Raw genomic sequence first — 14670 nt, forward strand, 5'->3', positions numbered from 1 at the left:
TTTCTCCGTCTTGTGTTCGCCTACCTCGCCTTGTGTTCGCCTGCCGCGTGGACGACCCTCAGGACGGGTTCGAGGGACGAGACCAGCTCGCGTGCGCCCGCCTCGTGCAGCAGGGTGGCTTTGCGCTTGTTACGCGCGTAACCCAGGAAGCGGACGCCCGCGCGCCGGGCCGCGAGGTAGTCCGACGGCGCGTCGCCGATCATCAGGGTGCGCTCCGGGTCGGCGCCCATCGCGCTCAGGGCGCGGTTCACGCAGTACGGGTGGGGCTTGAGCAGGCTGAGGTTGCCCGTGCGGCCGTAGATGTGCGGGGCGAAGCACTTCAGGAGGCCGCGCGATTCGAGGTAACGATTCACCGGGCCCGGGGCGTTGTTGGTCGTCACGGCGAGCCGGGTGTCGATCGCGTCCCAGGTGCGGATCAGCGGGTCGACGTACGCGGTGGGCCAGGCGGAGGCCGCGGCATCCAGTTCCTGCTGGGTGAGCCACCTCTCCAGCTCCTCGACCAGATCGCTGCGGGGATGGCGGCGGTCGACGGCGCGCAGCACGATGTACGGATCGGCCTCCACCCGCTCCTCGGGGGTGAGCAGGCCGCGCAGGCCCCGCCCCGCCAGCCGCTGCACCAGGTCCTTCGCCACGTCGTCGGCCCTGCGGCCCGCGAAGAGACGGCAGATGGGACCGTCGAAGTCGAAGAGCGCGAAGCGAACGGGTTCGATCAGATTGCGTAGCTTCTCGCTCGATTCATCGATCATCTCGGGCCATGTCGAGTCATAGTGCGTCGAGTCTGAGGTCACCTAAGAGAGTGTCAGGTCCGTCGTGATGGTTGCCCAGAGTGCGTCGAACCACTTCTGGGACTCTTCGACGAACATGGCGTCGCGCGAGGAGGGACCGAGCCTCTCGAACGAGAACAGCGGCGCCTTGATGCCCCCGGCGTCATAGGAGTTCACCACCTCGCTCTCGCTCGCGTCGTCCGCCTCCAGCTCCACCTGGTCCCTGCCGATCGTGTAGTACGCGAGCAGCGCCTCCCGCCCGTTCAGGAGATAGAGCTTGACCGGCGTGGTGAACGGCAGGGCGCGGAAGCTCACGGAGACGTCGATGCCGTGCGAGGAACGCAGGGCACGGAGGTTGTGGCGCAGCACCTGGCCCTGCGTGTTGCGCTGGGCCAGCCAGCGCCGGTGGAGCCGGTCCGCGCTCTGGGCGTCCTCCTCGATCGGCACGGGGAAGGCCAGCTCTATGTCGCTGCTCGGCAGCAGAATGCGCACCTTGATGGACTCGGGGCGGATCCGGCCCTCGTGGATGAGCCGCACCGGCTCCCCCAGGGCGATCATCAGCGTCTCCGCGGTGTACGACACCACGTCGATCCGCACGTCCGCCTCCCCGAAAGCCGCCGCCAGCCGCGGCGCAAGCGCCACCATCGAGGGCTGCGGGCCCGTGTTCGCGGCGGCGGGAGCGGGGGCCGAGTCCGCGACCCGCGGCGGGCTCCCCTTGCTCACGTTGGAGAGGAGACCTTCGCTCTGGAGCCTCTTCATCGCCTGGCGCACGGTGCCGCGTTCGACGCCGAACTCGTCGGCCAGTTCGGCCTGGGTCGGCAGGCGGTCGCCCGCCTTGAGCTCGCCCGCACGGATGCGTTCGCGGAGCGTGTCGGCGATGTCCTGGGGTGAGCGTTTCCTGCTGCCGTTCACTGCCACGTTCTCCTGAGTCACGACCAGACGATACAACTGACCGCCATCTCGCGGGAGTTGCAGGGAAGTTGAAGGTGAGTTGTTTATGCCCTCATACCAAGTGGGGACCACTCAAGGAGAGTTGGTTGCCAACTGGCTCAAGATGGCAGTAGGAGGAACCACCATGCCCGTTCTCGCCCTCCTCGCCGCCCTGGCCGCCGTCGCCGTGGAGCCGCTCGTGCGGTGGACGTACGGACCGCTCGGCATCGTCGGCCTCCTGCTGCTGGCCATCGGCGTCAAGGCGAAGAGCCCCACGTGCAGCTCCGTCGGTGCCGCCGTCCTCGCCCTGATGATGACGGGACCGGCGAGCTGACCGAGTCGGCGGAGGTGCCGGAGGCCCCTCGGCGGAGACCTTGGCCCTCCGTCGCCTCCCCCGGCCCTCCGCCGGCTCCTCCCCCTGGCCCCCCGCGGGCCCCCCGCGCGGCACCGGATCCCCCTAACCCGGCGCCAGCTCCAGGTCCTGGCTGATCGTGCTCCACAGCGCGTTGAACCAGAGGTGGGACTGCTCCACGAACGTGGTGTCCCGCAGCCCGTCGCCCTGCTGGAACGGAAACAGCATCGACTGCGTGCCCTGCGCGTCGTACATCTCCAGGGACGCCTGCCCTATCTCCTCGTCGCGCTTGGTGAGCGTGTAGTACGCGAAGAGCGCCTCGGAGCCGTTGATCAGGTACAGCTTCACCGGCGGCGTGAACGGCAGCGCCCGGAACTGCACCGACACGTCGATGCCGTGCGAGGCCCGCAGCGCGAGGAGGTTGTGGCGCAGCACCTGCCCCTGCGCGTTGCGCTGGTCGAGCCAGCGCCGGTGCACCTGGCCGCCGTCCTCGTGCCGCACGTCGACGGGGGCCGGGAAGGCGAGGTCGATGTCGCGGCTCGGCAGCAGCACCCGGACGTCGACCTTGGCCGGTTTCCGCTGCCCCGCGTGGATCCGCCGCAGTGGCTCGCCGATGGCCATGGTGAGGGAGACAGAGGTGAGACAGAGGGCGTCTATCTCCACGTGCGGCACCTCGAAGGCGGCGGCGATGCGGGGCGCCAGGCCGACCATCGTGGGCTGCGGCCGCACCGCGCCGGCCCCGGCCAGCGCGCGCTCCGAGGCCTCCGCGACCGTGGCGGGGCTGCCCTTGGACACGTTGGACAGCAGATGCTCGCGGTGCAGTATGCGCAGCGCCTCGCGCACCGCGCCGCGCTCCACACCGAACTCGTCGGCCAGCTCGGCCTGCGTGGGCATGCGCTGACCCGCCCGCAGCGACCCGGATCTGATCCGGTCGCGCAGCACGTCGGCGACGTCACGGTGGGACCGCTGCGCCCTCTTCCGCCCGTTGACGGCGGCATGTTCCGCGCTCACAACCAAACAGTACAACTTCGCGCCATCTTAGGGGAGTTGCAGGAAAGGTGGTTATGAGTCGACTCTCAGCGGAGATAAGTCAGTTGAAGTTGGTAGCCAACTTTGGCGACCTGGTCACACCCTCCCGGGGTTGGCCACCAGCCATCCGCCGCCACCGCGAAGTGCCGGTACGTGGCAGCCATGTCGGCCACCGACCAACGGGGTCCGCAGCCCCGATCCCGAAGGAGGAAACGTCATGCCGCTCATCGCCATCGTCGTCGCCGCCCTCGCCATCGGTTTCGAGCAGCTGGTCCAGTGGAAGTACGGACCGCTCGGCATCGTCGCCTTCGTCCTGCTGACCGTGGGGATCAAGGCCAGGAACACCAAGCTCAGCGGCGTCGGGGCCGCGCTCCTCATCCTGCTTCTCGCCCAGTCGGGCTGACCGGCGGGACCGACAGACCCGGCTGGCCGGGCTCCCATCCGGAGGGGAGCCGGGAGTCCGGCCAGCCGTCACCAACCGAGCCCCGGTCCCCTGCTACGGGGGGACCGGGGCTCGTCAGGAGGCAGCACGGACCCGGAGAGGCGTCACGCGCACTCCGGGGAGCCTCACGTCAGCAGATCGTCGACCTGCGCCTCGCCCTCGCGGTACCGCCGCGCGATCTCCGCGCTGCAGTCGTCCGTCGTCCGCTGGAGCAGCTGGCGGCGCCGGGACACCTGCTGCTCGTAGCGGACGAGGCGGCCCATGGCCGTGTGCAGCTCGTCGTCCGTCCGCGCCGCCAGGTCCGAGAGCTCGACCTCGGCGAGCATCTCCGAGGCGAGACGGCGGTACTCCTCGCCGTGCGGGGTGCCGAGCGTGACGTGCCGGGCCGAGGAGCGGTGCCGGGCCGGGGCGTCCGTGAGGATCTCCGGGAGGCGCTCCACGAGCGGCGCCGCGGGCCCCGGCGCCGGCGACCCCGGCCCCCTGCGGCCCGCGATCTCGGCCCGCAGGATGTCGATGCGCCCCTGGAGCAGCCGCCGCAGATAGCTGAGGTCCGCCTCGTCCTGCTGGGCGGACCTGCGCAGCTCCCGCAGCTCCGGCAGGCGCAGCGCCGCCAGATCGTGCTCGGGCACGTCGGGCAGCAGCCGCTCGCCGGTCCGCTGCGCGGGCGGGCGCGGAACCGGCGTACGGCGCAGCGAGATGCGGCCGGGCGCCTGCCCGGTGCTTGGTGTACTCATGTGGTTCTACCCGTCCCCTCGACCGGCCCACGCGGAGCACCGCGTGTGAGCATGGTGCCACCCCGAGTGGCCGCTATGTGAACGAGTGCCCGGAATCGGCCCCAGATGGGGGGATCCTGGGCATCCGGAACACGCCGTCCGGGCGCCTCCGACGGCAGGGCATGATGGCCGTATGCGAGCAGTGGTACAGCGCGTCGACGGCGCGAGCGTCGTGGTCGACGGCGAGACGGTGGGCGAGATCAGCGGCGAGGGCCTGTGCGTCCTGGTGGGCGTGACGCACGACGACACCAAGGAGAAGGCGGCCCAACTGGCCCGCAAGCTGTGGTCGTTGCGCATGCTGGCCGAGGAGAGGTCGTGCAGCGACATCGACGCGCCGCTGCTGGTCATCAGCCAGTTCACGCTCTACGGCGACGCCCGCAAGGGCCGCCGCCCCACCTGGAACGCGGCCGCCCCCGGCGATGTCGCCGAGCCCTTGGTCGACGAGGTGGTCGCCCGGCTGCGCTCGCTGGGCGCGACGGTGGCGACGGGCCGGTTCGGCGCCCAGATGCGGGTGGGGCTCACGAACGACGGCCCGTTCACGGTGCTCCTGGAGATGTGAGCCCCGGGGCCGGGTGGGCCCCGGGGGCCGGCCGGAGAGGGCCGGGGCCGGTCAGGGCTCGACCACGACTTCCTGGGCCGCCGCCGTGTCGCCGGCGATCAGCTCCGCGTCCACCGGCACATTGCGCTTGACCAGGCCGAGGGCGATCGGGCCCAGCTCGTGGTGGCGTACGGCCGTGGTGACGAAGCCGAGCTTGCGGCCCTCGGCGCCCTCGCTCGCGAGGTGCAGCGGCGTGCCGTGGGCCGGCAGGTGGACCTCGCTGCCGTCCAGGTGCAGGAAGACCAGGCGGCGCGGCGGCTTGCCCAGGTTCTGCACGCGGGCGACCGTCTCCTGCCCGCGGTAGCAGCCCTTCTGCAGGTGCACGGCGGTGCCGATCCAGCCCAGCTCGTGCGGGATGGTGCGGTGGTCGGTCTCGAAGCCGAGGCGGGGCCGGTGGGCCTCCACCCGCAGCGCCTCGTACGCGAGGAGGCCGGCCGCGGGGCCGTTCGCCGCGGCGAAGGCCTCCAGGCCGGTGCGCGGCAGGAACACGTCGCGGCCGTACGCCGTCTCGCGCACGACGGAGCCCTCGGGGGCCGCGGCGATGGAACCGGCGGGCAGGTGGACCACGGCGAACTCGTCCGTGCGGTCGGCGACTTCCACGCGGTAGAAGAACTTCATGCTCTCCAGATACGCGATGAGCGCGTCCCGGGTGCCGGGCTCGACGTGCGCCCAGACCGTCTCGCCGTCGTCGACGAGGGCGAGGTGGTGCTCGATGTGGCCGTTGGCGGAGAGGATCAGCGCCTCGGTGGCCTGTCCCGTCGGCAGCTCGCTGACGTGCTGGGTGAGCAGCAGGTGCAGCCAGCTCAGCCGGTCGGACCCGGTGACCGTGACCACGCCGCGGTGCGAGAGGTCGACGAAACCGGTGCCTTCGGCGAGGGCGCGCTGCTCACGGAACAGTTCGCCGTAGTGGGCGGCGACGCCTTCGTCCACGCCCTCGGCGGGGACGGCGCCGGGCAGGGACAGCAGGGGGCTCTTCATGTTCACAAAGACTACGACCCGGTAGCGCGTGGATTTATTTCTGGGCGGCCTTCGGAGCGGTCTCCGGGTCGGCCTTCGGGGCGACCTTCGAGTCGGCCTTCCCCGCGGCACAGTCCTCGCACTGCCCGAAGATCGCGAAGTGCTTCAGGTCGGTGTCGAAGCCGAAGGTCTCCCGCAGCTTGGCGGTGAAGTCCGCCGCGACCTCGGTGTCGGCCTCGATCACGTTCGTGCAGTCGCGGCAGACCAGGTGGAGGTGGTGGTGCCGGTCCGCCAGGTGGTACGTCGGGGCGCCGTGCCCGAGGTGGGCGTGGCTGACCAGGCCCAGCTCCTCCAGGAGCTCCAGGGTGCGGTACACCGTGGAAATGTTGACCCCCGACGCCGTCTTCCGCACTTCGCAGAGGATGTCGTCGGGGGTCGCGTGCTCAAGGGTGTCGACGGCTTCGAGGACAAGCTGGCGCTGCGGGGTCAGGCGGTAGCCGCGCTGCCGCAGGTCGCTCTTCCAGTCGGTGCTCACCACACCTCAGAGTCTAGGTCTACTTGAAGAAGGCGATGCCGTCGTCCGGCAGATCGCCGAGGTTCCGCGCCATGTCGGCGACCTCCTCGGGCGTGACGACCTTCTTGAGCTGCGCCGACATGTACGGGCGCAGCGGGACCTCGGGGGTCTGCTTCTCGCCGACCCACATCAGGTCGCCCTTCACATAGCCGTAGAGCCGCTTGCCGCCGGTGTAGGGGCCGGAGGCCGCGGTGCGCGCGACGGCGTCCGTGGCCAGGTCGATCTGCGGCTTCTGGTCGGCCAGCTCGCCGTACCAGACCTCGACGACGCCGTCGTCGCGGACCATCACGACCTCGACCTTGCGGTTCTCGTCGATCCGCCAGTAGCCCGACTCGGACTCCAGCGGCTTGACCTTGTTGCCCTCGGCGTCGAGCACCCAGGTGTACGAGCGGTACTCGATGAAGTCCCGGCCGTCGTGCGTGAAGGAGACCTCCTGGCCGAAATTCGCCTTCTCGGCGCCGGGGAAGTCGGTGACGCCCGCGCCCGCCCAGTTGCCGAGGAGGAAGGCGAGGGGGACGAGGGAGGGGTTCAGGTCGGACGGAATCTCGATCATGGGATGCTCAGGCGATCTGTGGAGGGGTGAGTGCAGCGCGCGAAGCGCACCATCAGGGGTGGTGGTCGGGCGACGGGTGGGCGGTCAGCGCTGGCCCTGGTACAGCTTCTTCACGGTCAGGCCGGCGAAGGCGAGAACGCCGACGCAGACGAGAACCAGCAGGGCGGAGAAGAAGGCCTCAAGCACGGGGTGCTCCTCGGTGAGCTGTTGGGGCAGGTATTCAGAGCCGCTCCCACTGTAGTCGGGCGGCGCCGGTCCCTCTCTGTGAGGGGCCTTACGGCGTACGCTTGATGTATGTACGCGCGCAGGCGCCATGTGTACTTCGCCATGATGGGCACGTGCATCGCGCTGTTCGTCCTGGCCTGGGGCGTGGTGCGGCTCTGGTCGATTCCCGTGGCCGTCGGGATGTGCGTGGTGGCGATGGTGATCCCGCCGCTGGCCGCGATGGCGGCGAACCGGCGCGGTCCCGAGGACCGCTGGTGGGACGACCCCAGCGGGGACCCGAAGTCCGACGAGTGGTGGGACGAGCTGGACGGCAAGCGCAGGCGTTAGCCGAAGCGGCGCCCACGGCGGACAGCGGACAGCGGACAGCGGACAGCGGACAGCCGAAGGGCCGCACCCCGTCCAGTGGCGTCCAACCCCTGGGGTGCGGCCCTTCAGCCGTTCTCGGCGCGGCGGTGGATCAGACCGCGATCGCGACCTCCGCGAGGCCGCCCGTCTGGGCGACGACCGTGCGGTCGGCGGTGCCGCCGGGGATCAGCGCCCGGACGGTCCAGGTGCCCTCGGCCGCGTAGAAGCGGAACTGGCCGGTGGCCGAGGTCGGGACCTCGGCGGTGAACTCGCCGGTCGAGTCGAGCAGGCGCACGTAGCCGGTGACGGGCTCGCCGTCGCGGGTCACCTGGCCCTGGATCGTGGTCTCACCGGGCTTGATCGTCGAAGCGTCGGGGCCGCCGGCCTTTGCTCCACACATGGGTACTCCTCGGGGGGATGAAAGGGCGGTCGGTCTTACTTGTTGGCACCGAGCTCGATCGGCACGCCGACGAGCGAGCCGTACTCGGTCCAGGAGCCGTCGTAGTTCTTGACGTTGGCCTGGCCGAGCAGCTCGTGCAGGACGAACCAGGTCAGGGCCGAACGCTCACCGATGCGGCAATAGGCGATGGTGTCCTTGGCCAGGTCGACCTGCTCGTCCTCGTAGAGGGCCTTGAGCTCGTCGTCCGACTTGAAGGTGCCGTCGTCGTTGGCGTTCTTCGACCACGGGATGTTGCGGGCGGACGGGACGTGGCCCGGACGCTGCGACTGCTCCTGCGGGAGGTGGGCCGGGGCGAGCAGCTTGCCGCTGAACTCGTCGGGCGAGCGCACGTCGACCAGGTTCTTCGAGCCGATGGCCGCCACGACGTCGTCGCGGAAGGCGCGGATCGAGGTGTCCTGGGCCTTGGCCTTGTAGTCGGTGGCGGGCCGGTTCGGGACCTGCGCGCCGTCGACCAGGTCGCGGGAGTCGAGCTCCCACTTCTTGCGGCCGCCGTCGAGGAGCTTCACGTCCTGGTGGCCGTAGAGCTTGAAGTACCAGAAGGCGTACGAGGCGAACCAGTTGTTGTTGCCGCCGTAGAGGACGACGGTCGAGTCGTTCGCGATGCCCTTCGCCGACAGGAGCTTCTCGAAGCCCTCCTGGTCGATGAAGTCACGGCGGACCGGGTCCTGGAGGTCCTTGGTCCAGTCGATGCGGATCGCGTTCTTGATGTGGTTCTTGTCGTACGCGGAGGTGTCCTCGTCGACCTCGACGATGACGACCTTCGGGTCCTCGATGTGGGCCTCGACCCAGTCGGCGTCTACCAGGACGTCGCTGCGGCTCATGCTGATCTCCTCCGGGGCAGTTGCGGCGGTGCGGCTGTGCTGCGGTGCACGAGGGGGCGGCCGGTACGGGCCGGTGGTGCGGGGAGGCACGGGTGGCGTACGTACGGCGCGGTGCGGCCGGTCGGATGGGCATCGACAGGCCTGGGGAAGCGGGAGTGGGAGCTCCCGCTAGAAGGTGCGACAGAGCATGGCGGCGACGCGGCACAGGTCCACTGCCCGCCGCTTCGTGAGATCCGCCTGTCGTTGCATGCGTCCGATCGTAGGGACGGAGGGGCGGCTGTGTCACCGGTGCTCCGCATGATGAGACGCGATCATCCACATAGTGGGAATCGTTGAAGCCCGGAGCCGCCCCGGCGGGGCCCCGGGCCCGGTGTAGCCGTCGTCACATCCGCCCGCCGGACGCCCGCGTCTCGTACTGCGGACGTGCCCCGGCGATTCCGCTTCCTCAGCCGGTCAGGCTGACGTTCGTGCCCGTCACGGACATGTCCACGCCGTCCGGCGCCGCCTCGACCTTCTCCAGCCGGATCCCGGCCGGCAGGTCGTCGATCTTCTGCTCGAAGTCGGTGACGTCGCGGACCATGCCCTCGGGCAGCGGGATGGAGACGCCGAGGACGTCCAGGTTCTTCGGGATCCGGTCGGCGTGGACCTTGATGGTGTCGCCCTCGACACGGACCGAGCTGAGCACGTGCACGGGCTTCGGCAGCTTCGCGCCGCCCTTGCTGACCTCGACCTCGACCTTGATCTTGCCGTTGCCCCCGTCGGAGAGGCCGACGACCTTGCCCTTGGCGCCCAGCGGCAGCTCGACCGGCTCCGACTCACTGGCCTTCAGGAGCTCGTCGTACGAGACGCGCGCGGTGCCCGAGGCGGTCGCGGCGGTCGCGGAGCTGTAGTCGCCGGAGAACTTCACGCCCTTCATGTGGGCGGTCAGGTCGGCGATGCGGATCGAGTCGGAGCCCGACCTGGCGTCGTAGTCCTTGATGCCGACCTCGACGTCGTCGAGCTCGCCGCCGACGACCTGGGTCAGGAAGGGGAAGCCCTTGATCGAGACGTCGGGCGTCTCGCCGAGGCCCTCGCTGGACCGCAGCTTGTCCGCCGCCTCGCTCTCGGCGAAGCTCACGGCGAGCCGGTCGGCCGCCACGAAGAGGCCTCCCAGGATCACGACGACGATCAGCAGTATTCGTACGGCGCGCTTGCTCATGTCCGGTGTTCCCCCACCTTGGTTCCCCCGACTTCGGCTGTCGTTCCGCGAGCCTAAAGGACAGGTCCCCGGCCGAAGGGGTCGGCCGGGGACCTGTCGATCACCTGTGACGATCGCTCGCGCGGGCGCTCAGCCGATGGCACGGCCCAGGACGTAGACGGCCGGGGCGGCGGCGGCGAGCGGCAGGGCGACGCCCGCCGTCATGTGCACGAACCGGGACGGGTAGTCGTAACTGGCGACCCGGTGGCCGATCACCGCGCAGACCCCGGCGCCGAGGGCGAGCAGCGCCCCCTTGCTGCCGTAGTCCGTCATGCCGCCGACGGCGACACCGGCACCGGCCGCCGCGAGCAGCGCGACGGCCACGGAGGCCGGCGTGGGCAGCGGCAGCGCGCGGGCGAGGATCGCGACGGCGACCCCGACGGCGCCCACGGTCACGGCGTCGGACGCGGCGGCGAGGTGCCCGGTCGCGATGATCGCGAGCGCGGCGGAGACGACGGTGGCCATCAGCCCGTACATCCGCTCGTCGGCACCTGCGTGGCTGCGCAGCTGGAGCACGAGGACCAGCAGCACCCAGACGCCGAGGGTGCCGAGGATGGCGGCGGGCGCGTGCTCCTTGCCGACGCCGAGCAGCGCGACGTCGGCGACGACACCGCCGAGGAAGGCGAGGGCGATGCCCTGCCGGGCGGGCCACATGCCGTTCAGCCGGAACCATCCCGCGGCGGTCACGGCCTGGAGGATCACCAGCGGTACGAGCAGCGCGAACTGCCCGACGGCGGCGCCCCCGGCGAGCAGCAGCGCAAGCAGCGCGGTCAGCGCGGCGGGCTGCATCCCGGGCTCGATGATCGGCGACCGGCCCTCGGCACGGGCGCGCTGGGCGTCCGTTATGCGCGGGTTTCCGGTGGTGGTGGCGGGTCCGTAGGTGGGTCCGTCGGAGGCCGCGCCGGTGTCCGGGGCGGCGGCCCGCGCCGGTTCCGGATGGGCGGGCGGCGGCTGGTTCGACGGGGTCTCCGGGGGCAGGGACTGGCCGTACGCGGCGTTCTGCGTCGGCAGGTAGGCGGTTTCTGTCACGTCCACCGCGGGTGGCGCCGGCTGTACGGACGTCTCCCACGTGTGCCCCTGCCACTGCTGGGCGTAGGGGTCCTGGGCGTACTGCTGGGGCTGTGCGTGGCCCTGGGCCTGCGGCTCGGCGTAGTACCCCTGGTCCGGGTAGGGCGCGGCGTACTGCTGCTGCTCGGGGTACGGGTTCTCCCCGTACTGCGGCTGCGGCTGCTGGGGCTCCCCGTACGGCTGCTCCCCATACGGCTGCTGCCCGTACTGCTGTTGCTGCCCGTACTGCTGCTGGTACGGGTCATACCCTTCGTACGGCTCGTACGGCTGATTGGACATGGCGCTCATCCTCCTGCGAACGGCGGGAGCACCTCGACCGTGCCGCCCTCGGCCAGCCGTACGGTCTCATGCCCGCGGGTCCCGACGGGATCGCCGTCGACGAGGAACGAGCAGCGCTGCAGGACGCGGACGAGCTCGCCGGGGTGCCGCTCGCGGGCGGCCTCCAGCGCGTCGGCGAGCGTCACCGCGGCGTACGGCTCCTCCGCGACGCCCGCGGCCGCCTTGGCCGCGGCCCAGTAGCGAATGGTGCCGTTCACCATGCGACTCCCCTTTCAGTCGGCGGTCGCCGATGTCTCCTCGGCGGTTGCCGACGTCCATGATGCCGTGACCCACGCGGCGATCCGCCCGACGAGGTCGTCGGAGGCCGCGTGCTCCGCGTGCCCCATGCCCTCCTCCAGCCACAGCTCCGCCCCGCCGTCGGCGGCGGCGGCCAGCATCCGGGGGTGATCGACGGGAAAGTACGGGTCCCGGTCGCCGTGCACGACGAGCAGCGGCGTCGGGGCGATGAGGGGGACGGCCCCGACCGGTGAGAGGGGGACGGGGTCCCACTCGTGCGGGTGGATTCTCGTGCCGAGTCCGAAGCGGCCGACGACACGGCCCGCGGGACGCGTCACGAGCCAGTGGATCCGCCGCATCGGCGCGGTCCCCCGGTAGAACCAGCGGGCCGGGGCGCTCACCGCGACCACGGAATCGGCGCGCGCTTCCGTGCGCCCCCTGTGCAACGCGGCGTGCCGCAGCACCACCGAGCCGCCCATCGAGAAGCCGACGGTCGCCACCCGCGTGTACCCCAGCGAGCGCGCCCACTCCACGGCCGCCGCCAGATCGAGCACCTCGCGGTCGCCGACCGTGGAGTGCCCGCCGGAGTTGCCGTGCCCCCGGAAGGAGAACGTGATCACGGCCGCACGCTGGGCGAAGACGCCCGCGATCCGACGCACGTGCGGTCGCGCCAGATGCCCCGTGATCCCGTGCGCGACCACGATCGCGACCTCTCCCTCGGGGTCGGGCCCGGGGTCGTGGGCGGCCTCGACGACCACCCCGTCGGCTGTACGAAGCATTGCGTGCTGCTGAACGCGACCCTGCCCCCGAGTGATCGGAGGCACAGAAGATCGCGCCGCTTGACCTGCCGGACCGGAACCCATGTCGGCTATTCTGCTGCGCAGAGGATCCGGGCAGCGAAGCCCCCGGGTCCTTTCGTGCTTTCGGGAGCGCTGTATACGACGGCGCTCGACGGCCCCGGGCGCGGGCCCCGAGGGCACCCGTACGAAGCAGTGCCGCAACGTCCTCGCAGGGACCGAGGAGGAACCGACGTTATGGGCGAGCGAACCGTGCACGAACGATGGACGACCCGGGCAGGTGGGGCGCGATGAGCTCTCTGCTGCTCCTGACCAATGCCCTCCAGCCGTCGACGGAGGTGCTCCCCGCCCTCGGCCTGCTCCTTCACCACGTGCGCGTCGCCCCGGCGGAGGGCCCCGCCCTCGTCGACACCCCCGGCGCCGACGTCATCCTCGTCGACGGCCGCCGCGACCTCCCGCAGGTGCGCAGCCTCTGTCAGCTGCTGCGCTCCACCGGACCGGGCTGTCCGCTGGTCCTCGTCGTGACGGAGGGCGGCCTCGCGGCCGTCACCGCGGACTGGGGCGTCGACGACGTGCTGCTCGACACCGCGGGGCCCGCCGAGGTCGAGGCGCGGCTGCGGCTGGCGATGGGCCGCCAGCAGATCACCGCCGACGACTCCCCCATGGAGATCCGCAACGGCGACCTCTCCGTGGACGAGGCGACGTACAGCGCGAAGCTGAAGGGCCGGGTCCTCGACCTGACCTTCAAGGAGTTCGAGCTGATCAAGTACCTGGCACAGCACCCGGGCCGGGTCTTCACGCGGGCCCAGCTGCTCCAGGAGGTCTGGGGCTACGACTACTTCGGCGGCACGCGCACGGTCGACGTGCACGTGCGGCGGCTGCGGGCCAAGCTCGGCGTCGAGCACGAGTCGCTGATCGGCACCGTCCGGAATGTCGGTTACCGCTTCGTCACCCCGGAGAAGGTCGAGCGCGAGGCCGACGAGGCGGCGGCGAAGGCCGCGACCCCGAAGGCGGAGGGCGCGCCGAAGGACACGGCGCCCGCGCGGGTGCCCACCGGGAAGTCCGCACCCAAGGAAGCTGCCGTACGCCCTGCCCAGCGGTAGTTCCATCCGCGTAGACTCCGCGCGTGGCCAAGGTGACTCGGGATGACGTGGCACGACTTGCGGGTACTTCGACCGCGGTCGTCAGTTACGTCATCAACAACGGACCCCGGCCGGTCGCCCCGGCCACGCGCGAGCGTGTCCTCGCCGCGATCAAGGAGCTGGGCTACCGCCCGGACCGGGTCGCCCAGGCCATGGCGTCCCGCCGCACGGACCTCATAGGCATGATCGTGCCGGACGCGCGCCAGCCCTTCTTCGCGGAGATGACGCACGCCGTCGAGCAGGCGGCGTCCGAGCGCGGAAAGATGGTCCTCGTCGGCAACTCCGACTACGTGGAGGAGCGCGAGACCCACTATCTGCGCGCCTTCCTCGGCATGCGGGTCTCCGGCCTCATCCTGGTCAGCCACGGTCTGACCGACCAGGCCGCCGCCGAGATCGACGCGTGGGACGCCCGCGTGGTGCTGCTGCACGAGCGGCCCGAGGCCATCGACGACGTCGCGGTCGTCACGGACGACCTCGGCGGCGCCCAGCTCGCCACCCGCCACCTCCTGGAGCACGGCCACGAGTACGTGGCGTGTGTCGGCGGCACCGCCGAGACGCCGACCGTCGGCGACCCCGTCTCCGACCACGTCGAGGGCTGGCGGCGCGCGATGCGGGAGGCCGGGCGCTCGGTGGAGGGCCGGCTCTTCGAGGCCCCGTACAACCGCTACGACGCCTACCAGGTGGCCCTCGACCTGCTGTCGCGGCCCGACCGGCCCACCGCGATCTTCTGCTCCACGGACGACCAGGCGATCGGCGTCCTGCGGGCGGCGCGCGAGCTGCGCATCGACGTGCCGGGCGAGCTGGCCGTCGCCGGGTTCGACGACGTCAAGGAGGCGGGGCTCACGGACCCGCCGCTGACGACGGTGGCCTCGGACCGGCCCGCGATGGCCCGCGCGGCGGTCGACCTGGTCCTGGACGACGGGCTGCGGGTCGCCGGGTCGCGGCGGGAGCGGCTGAAGCTGTTCCCGTCCCGGCTCGTGGTGCGCCAGTCCTGCGGCTGCCAGTAGCCCCCGCCCCGGGCCCGGAGCCGGCTTTATATCGGGCATAC

At 71.1% G+C, this 14670-nt stretch carries 19 protein-coding genes and 1 pseudogene; 6 read left to right on the top strand and 14 right to left on the bottom strand.

All coding sequences use genetic code 11. From position 1 onward, the window contains the following. Positions 1 to 20: 20 nt before the first annotated feature. Entirely contained in the window at positions 21 to 746 is a 726-nt protein-coding gene (locus AB0L89_RS37255) for an HAD family hydrolase (protein ID WP_365151812.1), read from the bottom strand. Positions 747 to 788: 42 nt separating this feature from the next. Beyond that, positions 789 to 1703 (bottom strand): winged helix-turn-helix domain-containing protein, encoded by a 915-nt coding sequence (locus tag AB0L89_RS37260; protein ID WP_365151814.1) that lies wholly within the window; start codon positions 1701 to 1703, stop codon positions 789 to 791. Positions 1704 to 1839: 136 nt separating this feature from the next. Between AB0L89_RS37260 and AB0L89_RS37265 the strand changes: the two genes are divergently transcribed. Then, on the top strand, positions 1840 to 2028 hold the full coding sequence (locus AB0L89_RS37265; RefSeq protein WP_365151684.1) for a hypothetical protein: 189 nt from the start codon (positions 1840 to 1842) through the stop codon (positions 2026 to 2028). A 123-nt stretch (positions 2029 to 2151) separates the two neighbouring features. Here AB0L89_RS37265 and AB0L89_RS37270 read toward each other — a convergent pair whose 3' ends face one another. After that, the gene (locus AB0L89_RS37270; protein ID WP_365151686.1) at positions 2152 to 3057 is read right to left on the bottom strand and encodes a GntR family transcriptional regulator; all 906 of its coding nucleotides are present in this window, start codon (positions 3055 to 3057) and stop codon (positions 2152 to 2154) included. A gap of 235 nt (positions 3058 to 3292) precedes the next feature. On the opposite strand from AB0L89_RS37270, the gene AB0L89_RS37275 reads away from it, so the two are divergent. Further along, the gene (locus tag AB0L89_RS37275; RefSeq protein ID WP_365151688.1) at positions 3293 to 3478 is read left to right on the top strand and encodes a hypothetical protein; all 186 of its coding nucleotides are present in this window, start codon (positions 3293 to 3295) and stop codon (positions 3476 to 3478) included. 164 nt (positions 3479 to 3642) lie between these two features. Here AB0L89_RS37275 and AB0L89_RS37280 read toward each other — a convergent pair whose 3' ends face one another. Continuing rightward, entirely contained in the window at positions 3643 to 4251 is a 609-nt protein-coding gene (locus AB0L89_RS37280; RefSeq protein WP_365151690.1) for an ABC transporter substrate-binding protein, read from the bottom strand. Between the two features lie 172 nt (positions 4252 to 4423). Between AB0L89_RS37280 and dtd the strand changes: the two genes are divergently transcribed. Next, a complete protein-coding gene (gene dtd, locus AB0L89_RS37285) occupies positions 4424 to 4849 on the top strand; it encodes a D-aminoacyl-tRNA deacylase (RefSeq protein ID WP_365151692.1) in 426 nt (141 codons plus the stop codon). Between the two features lie 51 nt (positions 4850 to 4900). Here dtd and AB0L89_RS37290 read toward each other — a convergent pair whose 3' ends face one another. From AB0L89_RS37290 to AB0L89_RS37300, 3 genes are read right to left on the bottom strand one after another with little or no spacing between them, the layout of a single operon-like run. Beyond that, the gene (locus tag AB0L89_RS37290; protein ID WP_365151694.1) at positions 4901 to 5866 is read right to left on the bottom strand and encodes a folate-binding protein; all 966 of its coding nucleotides are present in this window, start codon (positions 5864 to 5866) and stop codon (positions 4901 to 4903) included. A 34-nt stretch (positions 5867 to 5900) separates the two neighbouring features. Next, positions 5901 to 6383, bottom strand: a complete 483-nt coding sequence (locus AB0L89_RS37295) for a transcriptional repressor (protein ID WP_365151696.1) — start codon at positions 6381 to 6383, stop codon at positions 5901 to 5903. Positions 6384 to 6399: 16 nt separating this feature from the next. Continuing rightward, positions 6400 to 6972 (bottom strand): FABP family protein, encoded by a 573-nt coding sequence (locus tag AB0L89_RS37300; protein ID WP_365151698.1) that lies wholly within the window; start codon positions 6970 to 6972, stop codon positions 6400 to 6402. 312 nt (positions 6973 to 7284) lie between these two features. Between AB0L89_RS37300 and AB0L89_RS37305 the strand changes: the two are divergent. Then, positions 7285 to 7524 (top strand): annotated as a pseudogene (locus tag AB0L89_RS37305) (DUF3099 domain-containing protein); the annotation flags it as partial. Between the two features lie 130 nt (positions 7525 to 7654). Here AB0L89_RS37305 and AB0L89_RS37310 read toward each other — a convergent pair. The 7 genes from AB0L89_RS37310 to AB0L89_RS37340 form a co-directional block, all read right to left on the bottom strand. Beyond that, on the bottom strand, positions 7655 to 7942 hold the full coding sequence (locus AB0L89_RS37310) for a DUF1416 domain-containing protein (protein ID WP_030784848.1): 288 nt from the start codon (positions 7940 to 7942) through the stop codon (positions 7655 to 7657). A gap of 35 nt (positions 7943 to 7977) precedes the next feature. Further along, complete coding sequence (locus AB0L89_RS37315) at positions 7978 to 8823, bottom strand: sulfurtransferase (RefSeq protein ID WP_365151700.1); 846 nt, start codon at positions 8821 to 8823, stop codon at positions 7978 to 7980. 168 nt (positions 8824 to 8991) lie between these two features. Continuing rightward, a complete protein-coding gene (locus AB0L89_RS37320; protein ID WP_351007875.1) occupies positions 8992 to 9072 on the bottom strand; it encodes a putative leader peptide in 81 nt (26 codons plus the stop codon). Positions 9073 to 9268: 196 nt separating this feature from the next. Beyond that, the gene (locus AB0L89_RS37325) at positions 9269 to 10021 is read right to left on the bottom strand and encodes a DUF2993 domain-containing protein (RefSeq protein WP_365151702.1); all 753 of its coding nucleotides are present in this window, start codon (positions 10019 to 10021) and stop codon (positions 9269 to 9271) included. Between the two features lie 129 nt (positions 10022 to 10150). After that, a complete protein-coding gene (locus AB0L89_RS37330) occupies positions 10151 to 11407 on the bottom strand; it encodes a hypothetical protein (protein WP_365151704.1) in 1257 nt (418 codons plus the stop codon). Between the two features lie 5 nt (positions 11408 to 11412). Further along, positions 11413 to 11667, bottom strand: coding sequence for a MoaD/ThiS family protein (locus tag AB0L89_RS37335; RefSeq protein WP_055700327.1), 255 nt, complete (start codon positions 11665 to 11667; stop codon positions 11413 to 11415). Positions 11668 to 11679: 12 nt separating this feature from the next. Next, positions 11680 to 12462 (bottom strand): alpha/beta fold hydrolase, encoded by a 783-nt coding sequence (locus AB0L89_RS37340; protein WP_365151707.1) that lies wholly within the window; start codon positions 12460 to 12462, stop codon positions 11680 to 11682. A gap of 308 nt (positions 12463 to 12770) precedes the next feature. Between AB0L89_RS37340 and AB0L89_RS37345 the strand changes: the two genes are divergently transcribed. Both AB0L89_RS37345 and AB0L89_RS37350 read left to right on the top strand, forming a co-directional pair. Beyond that, positions 12771 to 13583 (top strand): response regulator transcription factor, encoded by an 813-nt coding sequence (locus AB0L89_RS37345; RefSeq protein WP_365151709.1) that lies wholly within the window; start codon positions 12771 to 12773, stop codon positions 13581 to 13583. Between the two features lie 23 nt (positions 13584 to 13606). Then, positions 13607 to 14629: a LacI family DNA-binding transcriptional regulator gene (locus AB0L89_RS37350; RefSeq protein WP_365151711.1), complete on the top strand. Its 1023-nt coding sequence runs from the start codon at positions 13607 to 13609 to the stop codon at positions 14627 to 14629. The last annotated feature ends 41 nt before the right edge of the window (positions 14630 to 14670 follow it).

The sequence above is a fragment of the Streptomyces sp. NPDC052114 genome (genome assembly GCF_040680155.1).
Classification (GTDB): domain Bacteria; phylum Actinomycetota; class Actinomycetes; order Streptomycetales; family Streptomycetaceae; genus Streptomyces.